Origin of the sequence: uncultured Nostoc sp., from assembly GCF_964245445.1 — a bacterium.
Lineage (GTDB): Bacteria > Cyanobacteriota > Cyanobacteriia > Cyanobacteriales > Nostocaceae > Nostoc.
This window is the reverse complement of the sequence record NZ_CAXTNE010000147.1, coordinates 2,938-19,491: the sequence shown is the minus strand read 5'-3', so window position 1 is coordinate 19,491 and position 16,554 is coordinate 2,938. Positions and strand designations below refer to the sequence as shown.

The 16,554-nt window shown below is 39.1% G+C and carries 9 protein-coding genes and 2 pseudogenes; 1 reads left to right on the top strand and 10 read right to left on the bottom strand.

Features of this window, described 5'->3' with window-relative positions; translation table 11 throughout:
* Positions 1-286 precede the first annotated feature (286 nt).
* The 9 genes and pseudogenes from ACFE90_RS22435 to ACFE90_RS22395 form a co-directional block, all read right to left on the bottom strand.
* Positions 287-586, bottom strand: a complete 300-nt coding sequence (locus ACFE90_RS22435) for a hypothetical protein (RefSeq protein ID WP_375504443.1) — start codon at positions 584-586, stop codon at positions 287-289.
* A gap of 283 nt (positions 587-869) precedes the next feature.
* Positions 870-1,796 (bottom strand): hypothetical protein, encoded by a 927-nt coding sequence (locus ACFE90_RS22430; RefSeq protein WP_375504441.1) that lies wholly within the window; start codon positions 1,794-1,796, stop codon positions 870-872.
* Complete coding sequence (locus ACFE90_RS22425) at positions 1,750-2,037, bottom strand: hypothetical protein (RefSeq protein ID WP_375504439.1); 288 nt, start codon at positions 2,035-2,037, stop codon at positions 1,750-1,752. The genes ACFE90_RS22430 and ACFE90_RS22425 overlap by 47 nt, the downstream gene beginning before the upstream one ends.
* Positions 2,038-2,211: 174 nt before the next feature.
* Positions 2,212-2,502: a helix-turn-helix domain-containing protein gene (locus tag ACFE90_RS22420; RefSeq protein WP_375504437.1), complete on the bottom strand. Its 291-nt coding sequence runs from the start codon at positions 2,500-2,502 to the stop codon at positions 2,212-2,214.
* Between the two features lie 2 nt (positions 2,503-2,504).
* Positions 2,505-3,281, bottom strand: a complete 777-nt coding sequence (locus ACFE90_RS22415) for an IS110 family transposase (protein WP_375504434.1) — start codon at positions 3,279-3,281, stop codon at positions 2,505-2,507.
* Positions 3,282-4,284: 1,003 nt separating this feature from the next.
* A pseudogene (locus ACFE90_RS22410) lies at positions 4,285-4,695 on the bottom strand (transposase); the annotation flags it as partial.
* A gap of 212 nt (positions 4,696-4,907) precedes the next feature.
* Positions 4,908-5,111 carry a hypothetical protein gene (locus ACFE90_RS22405; RefSeq protein ID WP_375504432.1) on the bottom strand — a complete coding sequence of 68 codons (204 nt, stop codon included), beginning with the start codon at positions 5,109-5,111 and terminating at the stop codon, positions 4,908-4,910.
* Between the two features lie 363 nt (positions 5,112-5,474).
* Entirely contained in the window at positions 5,475-10,904 is a 5,430-nt protein-coding gene (locus tag ACFE90_RS22400) for an AAA family ATPase (protein ID WP_375504430.1), read from the bottom strand.
* Positions 10,905-11,390: 486 nt separating this feature from the next.
* Positions 11,391-12,500, bottom strand: coding sequence for a 3-oxoacyl-ACP synthase III family protein (locus ACFE90_RS22395; protein WP_375504428.1), 1,110 nt, complete (start codon positions 12,498-12,500; stop codon positions 11,391-11,393).
* Positions 12,501-13,511: 1,011 nt separating this feature from the next.
* Here ACFE90_RS22395 and ACFE90_RS22390 point away from each other — a divergent pair.
* Complete coding sequence (locus tag ACFE90_RS22390) at positions 13,512-15,293, top strand: thiamine pyrophosphate-dependent enzyme (protein WP_375504426.1); 1,782 nt, start codon at positions 13,512-13,514, stop codon at positions 15,291-15,293.
* Positions 15,294-15,533: 240 nt separating this feature from the next.
* On the opposite strand, the pseudogene ACFE90_RS22385 reads toward ACFE90_RS22390, so the two are convergent.
* Positions 15,534-16,259 (bottom strand): annotated as a pseudogene (locus tag ACFE90_RS22385) (transposase); the annotation flags it as partial.
* Positions 16,260-16,554 lie beyond the last annotated feature (295 nt).

Here is a 16,554-nt window from a genome sequence, read left to right as displayed (position 1 = left end):
CGCGGCGGAATCAGTGCCTTCTCTACGAGACGCTACGCGAACATGACAGTCTTTCGGTTCAACACAATCCTGGTTTTCTCCTGACAACGAAGAAGCAGGATTACTTTGTGCAACATCCACAAGCGTTAGCGATGTACAGTCATTCGCCGTAGGCGAGTCTTCCTCATTCTCTGACACGCCTTGAACAGTCTGAGGCGACGCGACCCTCAAGGGAGCGTGAGCCGTCTCCTCCTCACGCGAATTTCCTGTTATCTCTCAAATGTCACCCATCCCTGAATATTTTTATTCATTTCGAGTGAACGAATCGCACCCATAACATATCTTCAATCGGGATAATCACATGAAGCCTTTTATATGGTGATTGTGGTTTAGCGGCAGCAGCCTTTTTGGGCTTGGGTCTGGTAATAGTTGCGGTCATTCTACAATCTCCTGTTTTTGTTGACGCACGGAAATTTCCCCCACTGTGATGCGAGGCAGCTAGCACCCGCCGAATATCACTAACCGCTTGGGGCAACATTTCCAATTGCTCGGCTCTTTCAGCGATCGCGGATTGTGTACTGTACGTTCGCTCATTTTTGATATACAAGATTTAATTAAGCCTTACAGTGCGTGTAATTCAGGCGATTCAATGGATTCAGGCATTTTTGTTTTGCATAGAGCTTTTGCCATTTTATGATTTATCCTATCCCTGTGCCTTAAATAATCGTCTCTGAGAGCCTTCTATGATGGTCATAAATTGTACTTACAAGTAATGATTTACTTAAAAGTAGCCGTTTTCCTTTTGCATTAAGCCTTTAATTCCGCTTCGACTTTCAAAATAAGCGAACGCACAGTGTGTAGGTTCACTCCCCAGAATTATCGCCGCAGCTTCAAGCGCTTGGGTATTGTTCATGGCACTGGCAACGATTCTTCAACGCCATACCCATGAGCCGGAGACATTCTTGGGCATTCTCTTTGGGGGGTTCCTGCGCTAGCGATCGCAGATCAATTGTTTGCTCTAGTGCAAGTTTTACCTGTTTGTTTAAAACTTTGGTCGCTTGCTGGGTCATGGTATTTCCCCACTGCTGAACCGGATGCTGTTGTACAGCGTGTTCTAATTCCTGAATGCGGTGCTGGAGTTGTTGATTTTCAATTTCCAGTTTCCGTAACCCCTCCATCTCCGAGAAACGTTGCTGTAACTGAATATTTTGCTCTTTCTGCTGCTTGTACAAGTTTTGCAGAGATTGGATTTGCTCTTGTACCTGGGCTTCGGCCCTAGCCCCTGCTTCTGCTTGCAAACCAATTCTCAATTCTTGGGAAAGTTGCTCTAACTCTTGTTTATGGCGTTCTTCAATAGCAGCGATCGCTTCCGTATATTCTGCGGGGTAAGTGCGCTCTCTGGGAAAGGGAACGCTGGCGGCATCTAAATCAGCATTGTTGATCAGCAGTCTCTCATCATCAGCAAAGGTGACAATCTGTTGCCAGCAATTCGGTGCGTCTGCCTCAATGGTTCCCTCTTCTCCATATCTTGGATGGGACTGTTGTGAAACTGTTACAATAGCTTTTTGAGGAACCACTGGTTTTTGAATTTTGGGAACCATTGGTTCCTGAACAATATGTTTTTTGCGTGGAAGTTGAGGAACCACAATATTTGCCGCAGCCGCAAAGTCTGATTCACTAGGAGAAGAGTTATCTTTCAGAGCCAGGGATACAGCAGCTTTAAGTTTCTCTGGTTCCTTGACTAAGCGAAGTAATGGACGAGCCTGACGCTCATTTTTGATGTGTCCCCCCAACTCGCCAACTGCGTCTATGACCATTTTTAGCTCCTAGCAATTGGTTGATTCGTCGGTATCCACCCCAGGCGTATAACTCACGCTGGCAGTATTCTGAAAAGTTTTTATATCCAGCTTGCAGGTAAAGCTGCTGTTCCCTCATCAGAAGGATTTCATCTACCGCGAAGCACTCGAACCTATCGATGGCGGTGAAGGTTTCCTGAATGCTGGCATTGAGGTTGCCGTAATCAAGTGCTGTTGTCTCTTCTGTGTCTAGTGTCAGCATATTTCTTGCTCACTATGGTAAATGCTTGAAAGTTGGGGTGTTGCAGTTTAACCAAAGTGAACCGAGAAGATACTGAAGGGTGTTTGCACAAAAATGTGTCAGCATCATAATAAGCTCACTTTGTAGTCAACGGATTGAGCAGGCGATCGCGTTGCTTGGCGGCGGGCGATCGCTTTATGCTGCAATATCCTCAGTTACTTCTTTATCAGTTTTAGGAAGTTGGTGTTTTGCTATAGTGATTCCCTTACTTAGTTTCTGTTGATTTTTTTCCGCCTTCTCCGCATCGTTATCTGGGATATAAATCAGTAAGTCTCCAGGTTGACAATCAAGAAATTGACAAATATCGTTTAGCCGCTCAGGTGACATCCGAGGCATGGTATCAGTTTTCCGTAACCTGTAAACAGAAGTTTCGGTGATGCCGATACCTTCGGCCAGGTCTTTATTCCTGACTCTTTTTTGGGCCATGATTAAAGATGAGTACGCAAATCAAAGTTAGGCTCATTACCTTGAGGTTTGTGGCGAATATGCTTGGGTGGAGAAAGGGGAAACTGGGAAATATCAATTTTGTCGTTAAATTGACTTAAGCAATCCTCAATCTGGCGGTCACATTCAGCGATTTGGGATTGGTAGACATCATAGAGATGTAACTCTTGTTGCAAGACAAACAAATGTTCTTTTCGGTAATCACCATTAAGCGCAGCTGCAATCTCCGCTTCACTACTTTTAACGCGATGATGTTTTTTAGCTGCAAGTACTTGTGGGTCATGTTCCCCGCCGACAATAGCACGTATAATTGTCATGCCCGTAGTATCTGTAATATCACTTACTGCTTGATGCAGTTGTATGTTCATTTGAGTTAAAGCTTTCTGCATCCGTTGGATATGTACACTGGCACAATTGAAGAGACTATCGCGTTGGCGAATGTAGCTACGCAAAACACAAATTTCATCTTCTGGGCGAAAAGAACCTGATAATAATCCATAACTGTGCAACTGTTGCAGCCATTGACAGTCTAAAACATCTGTTTTGCGACCAGGTAGAGTTTTGACATGATGGGCATTAACAAGTTTAACTTCAAAGCCACGAGTCTCCAGAATTTGAAACAATGGAATCCAGTACACACCTGTTGATTCCATTGCCACAGTCTCAACCCCAGACTCACTTAACCAATCAGCGATCGCGTACAAATCAGCCGTGTAACAACCAAAACGTCTCACACATTCGTTGGCACGTCCTGATGGCACACATACCTAATGATTTTGAGCACCAATATCAATACCAGCAGCATTTGGGTGAATCGGATCTAGCTTAGATGCTTGATTGGGAGATTGCCGTTTTTTCGCCATGTTGGTTCTCCTAGTCTCAAATTTTCTCAAAATTGAGAGTGTGCCCTGACCCAGGTTGACGGAATTATACAGTCTTCTAAACGGGATAGCGTCTAAGCGCTTCACCAATGCCATTGCCGTCACAACCTAGAACCACGCTTTTATACGGGCGAAGTACACCATTGAGGGAGCGGTCAAAACTTTCAAGATACAATTTTAATATAAACTTTTTTCGGAGATATCTATTGGTTTCTTTCATCCATTGCGGACATAGCCTCGTCCGTCAACCGCTTTTGTCACTCTGGGGAAATAAAAATTGGGGCTAAATCATGAAACCTCGATTTAGTGGGAAGATTAGCGATCGCAAACTAATAGAAACCTTCAAACAAAGCTCTACAGTTAAAATCCTATCTGGACGAGGGTTACAGATTATTCTCTGCTGAAAGTGACAAGAGAGGGATTACTCGGCATTACATCGAAACTGTGTTTAGTGAGATCACAACTGATTTCCCTAAATCGATTCATGCTTGTACTTTGCCAAGGTTTTTACTGAAACTCCAAGCATTTTTTTTGGCATTTACTCTCCAAAAAGCATTTATTTAATCAGTTAATTTTAATACCTTAAAATGATTTAATGCTCTGATCTTAGCTTAACTCTAATTTCCGGTCGCCCATAGCGCCACCGCCAATTTTTCATCTGCATTTGTTTCAATCAATGGTCACGAAGTATTCATAATTTTATAACCCCCAACTTAGGTTAGTATGATGAACCCGCAATGACCACGTTCAATGCCCCTGAAACCCATACCATTGAGATACATTTTTAAGCATTCTTCCTTTATCTGATTATTGCAAGTTCTTGAAGGTTCGTAGTTATCAATAAACTGGCGACTACAGCTAACACATACAGCAGATTGCAGGTTTATGAGGTACAGTAGCAGCAGTTTGCAAACCAGTTTCTTAAATGTCTAGGATTGAACAAATCGAGTGCGATCGCAATTAATGTATCGACCATTTTTGTTGTTTTAGGAGAAAACTGACGTAAAAAAGCTTTTAGTTGTGACCACCAATGTTCAATGGGATTAAAATCAGGAGAGTAGGGAGACAAATTCAAAACACTTGCGCCAACTGATTGAATCAGGGTTTCAATTGAAGCTTTTTTATGGGCTGGAACATTATCCATAACAACAACTGCACCCGACCATAGTTTTGGAAGTAAGCATTCTTTGATAAAAACTTCAAATACGTTAGAGTCCATAGAACCATTTAAAGTCATTACTGCTAAAACTTCTTTTAGGCTTACTGCTCCAATAACCGTAATTTTTGCTCCGACGCTCGATGACTCGCTAACGCTGCGCTATCGGTAAAACGGTTTTAAATCATAAGCTCTGGTTCCATGAGGACTTCGAGCGTTAGTTCTTGTTAGCCCAAGCAGGACACCCATTTCATCCAAAAACACAAGGTTTTCTGGATCTATTTCTTTGACTTTCTCCCAATACTCGTATCGCAATTTCTGGATTCTTTCTGTCGCAGCTTGGCTGCATTTTAGTCTTTTTTTAGTGTTAACTGTTGCTTTTTTAATTCACGGCATATGGTACTAGTACTAACCCATTGACCATACATTTGTCCCCAATATTTGCAGTATTCTGTTAAGGTTGCGTCAGGATATTTTTCAACCATATCAGCAAGCTGAGTAGAGTATCCATTCAACTCGCTTTTCATGGTTCCACCCTGCTGTTTTGGTTCCAAATTACCTTAAGTTTTCTTTATCTCAAGCAGTTTTTGTACAAAACTCTTGCTGACATCAAATCTTTGAGCTACTTTTCTGATTGAAGTGTCCCTTTGCTCGTAGGCTTCAACAATTTTTGACCGGAAGTCGATGGAGTAAGCTTTCATTGTCGTAATTAATGCACCAATTATTGTACCTCATTTACCCGCAATCTGCTGTATGTAATTCTGTTTACCACTTTTTTTCCCTTCTTACATATATGCCTGGAATCACAACTTGGACAATTCATATTCAAGTACCCACTAATTCATACTCCATTATGCAACGCCCTGTATATTTTATTTCTTGGAAGTCCCTTATTAAAGATAAGACCTCTCCCCTAACTACTCAACAGGGATGGATATTACAAAAGCAGCCCCTTGCCCTGGTGTAGAATTTACCTCAATTGTTCCGCCGTGTTTTTCTACTACAATTTGATAAGCGATCGCCAGTCCCAATCCAGTTCCTTTACCTACAGCTTTGGTAGTAAATAAATGGTCAAATATTTTAGCTCTAACTTCTTCTGACATCCCCACTCCATTGTCCTGAATGCTAATCATAACCTGCTTTTTATTATCATTTATCTTAATGGTTACTGTTATCAGATTACGATTAGCCTCGATTTCATGAAAACTGCGTCCAGCATTTGATTCATCCAATGCATCAATGGCATTGGCAAGCAAGTTCATAAACACTTGATTTAGTGGTCCAGGAAAACACTGAATTTGCGGTAAATCATCATAGTATTTGACAACTTCAATTGCAGGACGAGTCTCTGATGCTTTTAAACGGTGTTTGAGAATCATTAGGGTGCTGTCAATACCCTCATGGATATTGAAAGGTATTTTTTTATGAGTATCAGCCCTAGAGAAAGTACGTAAACTAATACTCAAATCGTAAATGCGAACGGTAGCTTGGTGCATCGAAGAAATTAATTTAGACAAGTCGCACCGCACATACTCCAAGTCTATAGCTTGAATTTCTTCTACAATTTCTCTTACTGGGTTAGGATAATAGTCTTGATATAAGTCAATTAGTTTTAACAAATCTTGTACGTACTCGCGTGCAGGTTGTAAATTCCCAACGAGAGAACCAATTGGATTGTTGATTTCATGTGCTATACCTGCTACTAAATTTCCCAAGGCGGACATTTTTTCATTCTGTATTAGTTGCAATTGTGCGTTTTTGAGGTCTTCAAGCGAGCCTTCTAGTTGTTGGGCATAATCTTGAGCTTGTTGGGCGTATTCTTGTGCTTGTTGATAGAGGTTGGCGTTTTCTAAAGAAATTGCAGCTTGGGAGCAAAGTAAGTTGAGGACTTGTAGTCTATCATCGGTAAATGCTCCTACAGTCAGATTATTTTCTAAATATAAAATAGCAATCAACTTCCCTTGATTGAGAATCGGGTTACACAATAAGCTTTTCGGTTGTTGTCCAAAAATATAAGGGTCATTTAAATTATTCATGTCTGCAACCGCATCATTGAAAATGATGTACTCTTGAGTACGGGAGACATAGTTAATTAAATTAACTGGAATATCTTGGCTTTCTTCAATTGGAATTGATTGCAATACTTTTGTGATTGTGTTTGCAGCAAAGCCAATAGCTTCAATTATCCAGTTACCATACTTGGGCATAATGAGAACAGCTTTAGATGCGCCAGCATTTTCAATTACAACTTGCATTAAATTGATGAGCAATTTATCAAGTTGGATTTCACTGCTGATGGCTTGAGAAGCTCTTATAAAACTGTTCAAATCTAATGATTCTGCAAGTTTTATACTGCTGATAGTATTTTTCTCAGTACTACTCTTAAAAAAGATAGTTTCTTTAGAATTGAAGTAAAATTTTTCCCGGTGTTGGATGAGAGCTAGTAATTGGGGATAGTGTTTTTCTAGATCATTTACCTTGGCTAATGCTCCCCATCGCGCATAGCAGTAATAGGCATTAATTATGTAGGTTTGGGCAATAGTTTGTTTATCCCATTCGAGATAAAATCTGGCTGCGAGTTCGTTAGCGAGCGCTTCTTCCTGAATATATTCATTTACCTTGGCAAGAGAAATGGCTTTGTCGTAATAGTCCATCGCCATCACTTTATCACCCAAAATTCGATGCCGTTCTGCCTCAACAAGGTAATATTTATGCAGAAAATTCATTGGGGCATGATTTGCCCAATGTTGCATTTTATCCTGATTATAATTTACCTTTTCTAAAATATGATTCTGCTCCAGTGATGCCGCATCAGAATATACTGCCAACTTCACCAGGGAATCATAAAAATAAAAAGCAGGGTAAATTAACAAACCCATTAAGGCAGGCAGATATTTTTCGGCTTCTAGTGAATATTCCAACGCCAATGGTAAATTACCAAATAAATAATTGAGCGTAAATTTATTGAAATATACCATGCCTATTGCCGTTATATCATTCATGGCTTCATGAACCGACAACATGATTCGTTCATCATAAACTTCGCCAATTAAACAACATAGTTCTTGATTTGGATTGGTCAAATTCAAAACTGTCTGCTGCCAAATTTGGACATACCCGAGTCCAGTTTTTTGTTTCAGGCGCTTGAGTGTTTCACAATATACTGCCATTTCGCGCTCAAGTCCTGTTAATTCTTTACCGGTTAAATAGCAACCAAAAGAGTAATTATGTAATGCATAGGCGGCAAATTCTAAATCACCAGTTTCTAATCCGATTTGATAAACTTCTTGCAACGGTCTTAAGAAGTTTCGTGCATGATTTTTCCAATGGCCGACCAGGCTGTTATAAAGAAGTAAAGTTTGAGCTTGCTGTGAGGTGGCATTGGTTTTGGACAATACATTTAGAGACAGTTGTGCAAATTCATAACCGACATCGATGTTATTTACTATAGTGCATAAAAGAAAACCATAAGTACAATAACCATTTGCCGATAGTCCTGTATTACCATGCTGAATCGATAAATCAACCATCTTCAAGGTAATTAAAGGCACAAATGCGGGACAACCGAGATAGGCAGCAGAAAACGTACTTGATAAGATACGCATGGCTGCTAAAATCTTCAGGTCGGTCATTTCTGGCAGATTAATTAAATCTGCAACTTGTTTCTTAATTAATTGTTTTGATGTTGCTTGAAATGCTTGTTCAATATCGTACTGAGTTGGTGCTTCTGGAAATTTAATCTCGATAAATTTGAGAACATTAAAAGCTATTGTTAAGCCTTCTATAAGTTTATTTTGTACGATACAAGCTTGAATTTTAATTTCATAAACTCTGACTTTATCTAGAAGGGTTTCTCCTAAATTAATAACTTTTTCTGCTAATTCCTCCATCTTTTCAAAGTCACCACAGAGGTAAGCTGCATCACAAGCTTCCTCATGTAAAGCCAAGGTGAGAGAATACTGCTTCTGCCAACTATCTGCTGCAAGAATTCCGATTCCTAAACTGAAATATTTACTTGCAGCCGTATAAGCAGTAGAGGTTCTTGCTTTGCGTCCAGCATTTAAATTCAACTGCGCTAGTTCATTTAGTTGTTCCTGACTGTCAATTAACTCCACACCATAATTCAACTGATTAACAATATCAAAAATTCTCTCTTCCTGTTCATCTGTGGGTGTATTATTTAATAAAAGTTGACCAATGCTTAAGTGTGTAGACTTTTTCTCGTCTTCAGGGATGAGAAAATAAGCTGCTTGCTGTACGCGGTCATGGAGAAATTTATAGATTGGGGATTGGGAAGATTGTCCATTTTCTTCCAGCATCCTAGTCCCCAGTTCCGCCTCATCTTGAAAAAACTTATAAACTTCATTTTTGGGAATTACAAGTTCTTCTTGCAATGCTTTCCATAATTCAGCAGCAGTTTCGGCTTGAGATTTTTTATTGACAATAGCAAGAGTAGCTAAATCAAATTGGTTGCCGATACAAGCTGCTATTTTAATAACTTCTTGGGTAGGAATTGGAAGTTTTTGTAACTGAATTGCCATGAAGTTTACTACATCATTGCAAAGCGTTAATTCTTTTATTTTATAAACTTTACACTGCCAATAACGTTTGTCAAAGTTAAAAACAATTAATCCATCTTCATAGAATGACTTGAAAAGTTGATTACTAAAGAAAGGATTCCCCTTAGTTTTTTTATAAATTAGTTTTGTTAGCGCCAAGGCATTATATGGAGAACAATTTAGGGTATCAGCAACTAGTTGGGTTAAGTGATTTTCAGATAATGGTTTAAGTGTGACTGCATTAACTTCTGCCTTCTCTTTAGAAATTTCCTCTAATGTCAACATCAGTGGATGGACAGGAAATACTTCATTATCTCGATAGGCACCCATTAGTAATAAATGTTGTGTCTCACTTTCACACATCAGCAATTGTATTAACTTCAAAGATGCTGAATCTGCCCATTGTAAGTCATCGAGGAAAATTACTAAAGGATGTTCTTTTGCTGTAAAAACTTGCAAAAATTTTTGAAATAGTAAATTAAAGCGATTCGTGATTGCACTGCCAGAAAGTTCAGCAACAGGAGGCTGTTTATCAATAATTCTTTCAAGTTCAGGAATTACCTCAATAATTACCTGACCTTGTTCTCCCAATACTGCTAAAATTTTGCTTTTCCATGCCTGGAGTTGAGTATTGCTTTCACTTAATAATTGTTCCATTAAATCGCGGAAAGCCTGCACAAATGCGAAAAAAGGAATATTGCGTTGAAATTGGTCATATTTGCCTTTGATAAAATAACCTCGCTGCTGCACAATAGGTTTATGAACTTCATTGACAACAGCGGTTTTACCAATCCCAGAGAAACCCGCTACCAACATCATTTCACGATTTCCTCCTGCTACGCGGTCAAAGGCAGCCAGAAGAGTTTCAACTTCGGTTTCACGACCATAGAGTTTTTCAGGAATGGCAAAACGGTCAGAGATATCTCTAGTTCCTAACTCAAAAGATGCAAATTTTCCGGTTTTTTTATATGTCTGCCAGCAGGCTTCTAAGTCATACTTCAACCCCAAAGCACTTTGATAACGGTCTTCTGCATTTTTCGCCATTAGCTTGGCGATAATGTCAGAAAGAATGGAAGGAATATCAGGATTTATACTGTGAACCGAAGGAGGTTGTTTTGCTAAATGACAGTACACCAATTCCATTAGGTCATCACTTGTAAAGGGTAATTGTCCGGTAAGCAGTTCAAACAGAGTGATACCTAAAGAGTAAAAATCACTACGCCAGTCAATACCCCTGTTCATGCGTCCCGTTTGTTCGGGAGGGATATAAGCAAGGGTTCCTTCTAAGACGTTAGGACACTTGAGGATTTGTGTTTCTCTCGGAAGTAGAGAAGCGATACTAAAGTCAATGAGTTTTATTTGTTTTGTAATTGGGTTAATTAAAATATTGGCGGGTTTGATATCTTTATGAATTACCCAGTTGCGATACAGTCCTTCGAGAATTGTAACAATTTGTTTAGTTATATGAAAAAACTCATTGAGAAAATTAGGGCTTTTCTCCACTTGCCAATCTTTGAGGGAAATTCCCCCAAAATCTTCCATCACCAGTGCATAACTGTTCTCGTAAGGTTCCAAGCTATAAGTTTTGATTACACCAGGAAGGTCGATATTTTTAGCAATGGTATATTGATTACGAAACTGTACAAGTTCGTTGAAGCTGGGATATTTGTGTCGTAATAGTTTAATTACAACTGGTTTATTATCTGATTCTTTAATACCCCGGTATACCAGAGTTTTAGTGCCAGAATAGATTTGTTCAAGAAATTGATAACCCGAGAGTCTAGCCATATCTATCTTCTGAGCGATTGGTGATTGAGCGTAAAAATATTATTCCCTTTTAGGGGTTTCCAAAGAACAAATTATTCCCAAAAAAATAAGAGATAGGATAAAATAATGATAATTATTCTCGTTAAGAGATAAAAGGGCTTGCCGACGGCAAGCCCTTTTATCCCTGCATCTATGCATGAATAATTTATACACTTGTTATCCAGATGAAAGTGAAACAGTGTTAAAAAAATTACCGAAACTGACGCAATCTTTCTATAATTCAAAACCTTTATTTTTAATAATAATTTAGTTTAAACATGACATAAAAATCAAGCGAACGCGGAAGTTTTCGGTCTATTGAAAGTACTTATCTTCATATTCTTATAACTTAAAAGGAACCCCTTACGGAGAATGTGCTAGATAAAAAATTAAGCTCAATCTTCAGATGAAACCGCCACTTTTAAAAGGAATACCATTCCTTCTGGGAGTTAGCATAATGTCATATAACTAAGTTGTTAATTTAGGTTCATTAAGTGAAGTAAGACCTAGTGTCACATCACCCCAGCGCATCACACTTGCAGAGGCGCTACTTGCTGCACCAAAACCATAAACCAGCACTAAATCATTTTCGCGAATCTTACCCATCTGTGCAGCATGATATAAATTTGCTACAGTCAGTGCTGGCCCAATGTTGGCATAGAGAGGGTAAACATCTATGGTCTGCTCTGGGTTAATGCCCAGTACACGTATACAAAAGTTTGCAAACCAAGCGGTGGGTGTATTGAAAATGAAAAAGTCGATTTCATCTAAAGTTACACCAGCAGCATTGACAGCACCTTCACAACATATAGTAAGAAGCTCTGTAGCTGTTTCACTAATTACCTTATTGGTGCCTTTAGTCACCTGCATCCGGAGTAGGGTATTGCCCTGCTCATCCTCTGTAGCTTTAAAAAAGAATTGGTCGCATAGCACGCTGGTATTAACTGTCTTTGTGCCTAAGATGCCCTGATTGAGTTGTAGTGGACTGACCACGAAAGCTCCAGCACCGTCGCTAAAAAACCATGAGAGAGTATCATCCTCATCGAAAAAGCGAGAATAGGTACACGAAATAACTACCAGCACATTGCGATACGCTCCGGCTTGTACTAAAGCACAGGCAGTTTGCAGCGCAACTGGGGTACTGGCACAAGTTGCATCGAGATTCCATGCACCACTTTGCAGCCCCAGTCCCAGTTGACGAGCAAGGAAGGCGGCATTTCCAAACCCGATTTGTTCCGGTAAGAACGAGGAGACGATTAAGAGGTCTACATCATTGGGGGCAAGCTTTGCTGCTTCTAAGGCATCCTTTGCTGCACGATATTCTAGCGTTAGCGAAGACTCGTCTGGAGCAAGTACTCGTCGCTCAACAGTACCGCGAAATGGATCTGACAAATATGGCATCATCTCCAATTCAAACTCGTTACTCGGAGTGGATTTAGCAGGCGAAAACAACCTTGCCAAGCTTTTTTGCTCAGCTTGAGCAATCAACTTAGGATAATTTTCTTTATAATAATTATTTGTGCGAATTATACTGGGAAAACTTACTGAGAGTGAGCGAATACCTACTGGACTGTGCATTGCGGAAAAATCCCTTCTAAATTTAATAAGCGTATGGGTGTCATTCTCTGAAGAAAAAATTGAAATGCTTGCTTTGGAAAAGATTTTAGCGATTATCTCCAAGTTGGGAGATACTTGATTATTGGATAATCTAAAACCCCCAATCTAAGCAGTTTTCAGACAAAAGTAATACTTTTTATCTGCGAATAGCTAAATATGATAACGGGAGTGGAACTAAACAACACTATGTAAATACAAATGAGTAAGAGTAAAAAGAGATATTTTTATTAGCTGGCTGGGCTGCACTCTAATTGACATGGCACTCTTTACTTCTTTCAAATGCTTAAATTTTACTTTACCTTCATTTCTAAAACATTACGGGATTTACGGAAAGTAAGAAAAACTGTTTTTAAGTAATTTTCCTGATTTACCTCAAGCCGAAATTTTAAAAATTTTGTTTCAAAAATAAAATTGACAAGAAAATTTATTGTTCCACAAACAGCATGAAGTTTGCTCATTTCTTTAATCCAGTTTCGTCTAAGTAATATAAGTCAATTTCTCCCTCGAAGTCCAATCACTTCAATTCTTACAGCAATCAGAAATCGGTCGTGAATGCTTACTTGTATATAGAGCAGTTCTAAATGAGTTGTGGAAGTACTCTCTCAAATACAAACTTTCACCCAAATGTTGGTATTTGGGAGAGTAAGGTATGTCGGCTCAATGCCATAATTACTTTATCCGTAAATACACGTTAAAGAAATAATAAATATGTTTGTAACTTTAAGGGTATTTCATGTTTTTAGTTAAATAATTCAGAGCTATTTTATAATTATTCTAATTTAGTAGTTTACTATTTAAATAGTAATTTGTAGAGATTGAAATAAACTTTTACTATCAGGATTATCAACTAATAAAATGCTGACTATCTAAATCGTAATTAGTGGCATTTTCGCGTGCTAAGTCACCTTATTTGAAAACCTGACAAAGTTATTTTTACTTATCACTTGAAATTTAGCAGTACAAAGTTCAGCTATGTTACTTACAACAAAATCACCTTTAAAGAATAGTTCTAGCAAATTAGTATCTTGCAATTTTGCTTTAATCGAAATTCTTCGACGATGGGGAATCAAGCATTATGCTGGTGTCAACGGTGGTGGCGTAATTAAGGTTGCACAACATCTATTGCCAGTTAATCATCTTGACCAGCTTTGTGACGAAATGTCACGAATGTTGACGATAAACGAATATATTGCTGGTTTCGTTCCCCTTGGTCATTATTTGGCAACAGGTATCCCTGCGGCAACAATTTTGACAACCGGAGCGGCAACAAAACTAGGTTTGTGTGGTTTAACTGAGGCGAAACTGCATAATATACCAGCAGTATATCTCGTAGCTTTAAACTCAACTCAAGTGCATGGTAAAGCACCTTTACAGGATGTTTCCGAATATGGAATGAACTTGATTCCTCAATTGCAAGCAGAGTTGGGTGATGGTTGCGTGATTATTGATCGCTTGAGTGCCATTGAAGAAAAATTATGGATGGTTCAAAAGATTTTGAGCGAGTCACGACCAGTAGTCATCGCATTTCATCCAGACATCCTTTCGCAAGATGTAGATATTAATTTACTATCCTTCTCTGCTGTGCTGCCAAAAACCGAAATCAATTGCTCGGATATTGATGCATTGGTCAGCCAACTCGCTCAAATTCCACCATCCAAGCGAATCATTTTGTATGTTGGTGAAGAAGCAGCAAGATATGAGCTTTGCAGCAGCCTTATCGACGAGCTATCGTCTCGGTTGTCATCGCCGATTGTATGGTCTGTCAATGGTGCCAATGCTGTTAGTGAAACGAATCCCTATGGATACGGTCATATTATGTTTGGTGGTAACGACCGGGCGCTAGAGCTTTGGAAAAGTATAAATGCGGATGATGTGGTGATTGCGATCGGGTTTGACCCTTATGAATATGTTCTTAATTGCGAACAAATACGGGCGGGATATGTATGGCATTTGACTACTTTCAAGAGTCCTTATGGTCATCAAAACGGAAATTTTCAGCATCGCGTGGCTTTTGAGTACCGAAAAGTGCGTGGTGATATTGCTCTCGTCCTTCAGGAAGTGTTAAACCGACTGCCAAAAGTCGAGTATCAAGATTCCTCAATGCTTGATCGCCAAAGCCTCAACACTCGCACCATTTCTCGTACAGTACATCCAGGTACTGTGGACTTAGTATCCTTCTACGAACAATTGGAGCATTACTGGCAACCCAATAGCATTGGTTTTGATGATATTTGCATGACCTACAAAGACCGGCCGTATCTTATGCAACGCCGCAACCCGAATATTAAGTTTTACTCAATGTATCATGGCTCGGCGATGGGTGGTGCTTTTGGACTTGGTTGTGGCGCAAAGCTTGCTAATCCGGGGGTGCATACCTTTGTCTTTTCTGGTGATGGCTGTTGGCGCTTGTATGGAGGTGCAATCGCTGATGCAAGTCAGCTTGGCTTACGTTTATTCATCATTAATAACAGCTCCTACGGAATAATTGAACAAGGTGCGCCGTCGATTATTCCAGGACTTGATAGCAAACGTTACCATTCTCATCTGCCAAGTATTGATTTTGTCGCAGCTGCAAAAGCCCACGGTTGGGATGGCTATCGGGTAAAACCTGACTTGAGCAATTTGTCCGAAATTATGGATGCCTGTTACAACTCTAACCCTCAGTCTATTTTAGTTGAAGTACCAGTAGACGCTACGCAGATTATTGGGCTCAACCCCCGTGTTCAGAACCTTCGAGGTAATTGTTATTTGTGAAGTAAGCGATCGCCCTTAATTATACTTTGGCGAAAGTGATAAAAGAAGGCTAATCTTACTCCTGGAGTTTAGACTAGTCAGGAGTGCGAAACTGCTGAACAAATCAGATATAAAACTTTGTTAATGAATAAATAGTTACATCTGCCATATATTATGAGAGCAAAGCTCATTTCAAGTATTTTACCGACTATTTCTGATAGTGTAAGATTTGATTAAACTCAAGTTTTATTGATAATAAGTTCAAATAAAAATGTGATAATTTATTTCCTTTTTGAGAGTTTTTCGACTAATAATAGTTAAATTATGAGCAATAACTCCCCAGCCAATCCAACGACAAAATCCTAACTTTCCTCTATATAAACAACGTTGTAAGCCAAAACATCGTTTCAAAAAACTGATACGTCCTTCTACTCCATTATGCCAACGACGAGATTTTTTAAAATTTCTTTTTCTTTCATGCTTGATTCGTTCTTTACTTCGATAACCACCCTTGGGTAAGATGACTTCTTTGACTCCTAATAATTGAGCATAATTTTCGTTTGTTTGAGAGTAAACACCTCTGTCTGTAGTCACTATTTTTGGCGATAAACCAAAATTTTCTATATGTTGGTCAAGACTTGGGACTAATTGTTGAGTATCGTGAGGATTACCCTTTAAAATTTGATAATTGCTGACAATTCCACCGTCAATTTCATCTAACAAAACTTTATGTCCAAACTCGACATCTACATTGATTTTACCTCGAAATATTATATCTATATAAGATTCAAATATACTGACAATTTTTTCGGGAGCAGGTACTTTCTCCGAATTGAAAATTCGTCTTTGAGTTTGTTCAATCACTTGTGATATGCGAGGGAGAAAAATTTCAAATCTTTGAAGTAGCTGATGAAATTGTAGTAAATTTGAATTACTAATAATTGACTTGAATTTTTGAGCCTGTTTCCAGCTAGCTTGAGTCACCTCATTTGTCACAAGTTAAGGCTCTTTGGCAGTTGTCAAGGGGCTTTTAGAAGAAGCTTGGAAGAAAAATTGGTCAGTGCTTCGCTGTTTTTCAGGAAAAGCTGCAACGATTAACTTAACATTCGGTTTTCGTTGTCGTTTAACAATCCCTTACTTGTCTTAACTGAGTTTGACATGATTTTTTAGATTGGCAAATATTGCCTGAAGACTTGTCGATAATGATAATCAAATAAAGGGGTGGGGGAAGAGGGGCGGTTTTGTGTGGGAGGTCACCAACAAAACATTTTTTTTTTTTTTT

What these genes read in the sequence shown, in the direction of transcription:
- ACFE90_RS22430 (WP_375504441.1), bottom strand. Translation starts at nt 1,796, where the DNA reads ATGGTCATAGACGCAGTTGGCGAGTTGGGGGGACACATCAAAAATGAG.
- ACFE90_RS22425 (WP_375504439.1), bottom strand. Translation starts at nt 2,037, where the DNA reads ATGCTGACACTAGACACAGAAGAGACAACAGCACTTGATTACGGCAAC.
- ACFE90_RS22420 (WP_375504437.1), bottom strand. Translation starts at nt 2,502, where the DNA reads ATGGCCCAAAAAAGAGTCAGGAATAAAGACCTGGCCGAAGGTATCGGC.
- ACFE90_RS22400 (WP_375504430.1), bottom strand. Translation starts at nt 10,904, where the DNA reads ATGGCTAGACTCTCGGGTTATCAATTTCTTGAACAAATCTATTCTGGC.
- ACFE90_RS22395 (WP_375504428.1), bottom strand. Translation starts at nt 12,500, where the DNA reads ATGCACAGTCCAGTAGGTATTCGCTCACTCTCAGTAAGTTTTCCCAGT.
- ACFE90_RS22390 (WP_375504426.1), top strand. Translation starts at nt 13,512, where the DNA reads ATGTTACTTACAACAAAATCACCTTTAAAGAATAGTTCTAGCAAATTA.